Source organism: Bradyrhizobium sp. PRIMUS42 (assembly GCF_023006515.1).
Lineage (GTDB): Bacteria > Pseudomonadota > Alphaproteobacteria > Rhizobiales > Xanthobacteraceae > Bradyrhizobium.
The window spans coordinates 1-1,267 of the sequence record NZ_JALBGZ010001165.1 but is presented as its reverse complement, the minus strand read 5'-3'; the positions used below and the strand labels follow the sequence as shown (position 1 = coordinate 1,267).

2 protein-coding genes are annotated in these 1,267 nt (G+C 64.2%); both read left to right on the top strand.

The genetic code is table 11. From position 1 onward, the window contains the following. The coding region (locus MOV75_RS38665; protein ID WP_247008087.1) for a M3 family metallopeptidase at positions 1-725 on the top strand (725 nt) is incomplete at its 5' end. A 154-nt stretch (positions 726-879) separates the two neighbouring features. Next, positions 880-1,032 (top strand): aa3-type cytochrome c oxidase subunit IV, encoded by a 153-nt coding sequence (locus tag MOV75_RS38660; RefSeq protein WP_246930960.1) that lies wholly within the window; start codon positions 880-882, stop codon positions 1,030-1,032. Positions 1,033-1,267: the final 235 nt, after the last annotated feature.

Genomic DNA, 1,267 nt, shown 5'->3' with positions numbered 1-1,267 from the left:
AGGCGCCGGGCGCCTTCTCGCACCCGACCACGCCGTCGGCGCACCCTTATGTGCTGATGAACTACCAGGGCAAGCCGCGCGACGTGATGACGCTCGCGCACGAGCTCGGCCATGGCGTGCATCAGGTGCTGGCGGCGAAGAACGGCGCGCTGATGGCGCCGACGCCGCTGACGCTGGCCGAGACCGCAAGCGTGTTCGGCGAGATGCTGACCTTCCGGCGGCTGCTGGCGCAGACCAAGAGCGCTAGGCAGCGCCAGGCGCTGCTGGCCGGCAAGGTCGAGGACATGATCAACACCGTGGTGCGCCAGATCGCGTTCTATTCGTTCGAGCGCGCGGTCCACACCGAGCGCAAGAATGGTGAGCTCACCGCGACGCGGCTCGGCGAGATCTGGCTGTCGGTGCAGGGCGAGAGCCTCGGGCCGGCGATCGAGATCAAGGCGGGCTACGAGAACTACTGGATGTACATCCCGCACTTCATCCACTCGCCGTTCTACGTCTACGCCTACGCGTTCGGCGATTGTCTCGTGAACTCGCTCTATGCGGTCTACGAGAACGCGGCCGAGGGGTTTGCCGAGCGCTATCTCGACATGCTCGCGGCCGGCGGCACCAAGCACTATTCCGAGCTGCTGCGGCCGTTTGGGCTCGATGCCAAGGACCCGAAGTTCTGGGACGGCGGCCTCTCGGTCATCGCCGGGATGATCGACGAGCTGGAGGCGATGGGCTGAGGCGACGGGTCGATTCCCGCGCCGGCGCCCAATTCCCGGCCATCGGAATTCCAAATGACCTGATTTGCGGAAAACCGCGCCCCGGTGCCGTTGCCCTGCCCGAAGCTTTGCGGTATCCCAGCCCAAGAATTGGACTTTCGACTGGGGACAATCCATGGCTGATCATAGCGAAGTGGCGTACAGCACCGCCGACGGCAACGACTACGTTGCCCACGAGCAGACCTACGAGGGCTTCATCACGCTGGTGAAGTACGGCACGGCCTCGGTCGCGCTCATCGTGATTCTGATGGCGATCTTCCTGACCTGATCTATCGACGGCGGCTGCACACGCCAGCGGCAGCCGCTGCCCAGAATATTTGCATCCAAGCCGGTCTTAAAACCGGTATCGAACGCTGCGGGAGTTACGCTTAGTTTTGCGCGCGCGCTGTCCCGCGCCGCCGGAGGGCCTATGAAGATCGCCGTTGCCAAGGAAATCGATCCGTCGGAGCCGCGGGTCGCCGCTTCGCCTGATACGGTGAAGAAGTTTAAGGCGTTGGGCGCCG

What these genes read in the sequence shown, in the direction of transcription:
- MOV75_RS38660 (WP_246930960.1), top strand. Translation starts at nt 880, where the DNA reads ATGGCTGATCATAGCGAAGTGGCGTACAGCACCGCCGACGGCAACGAC.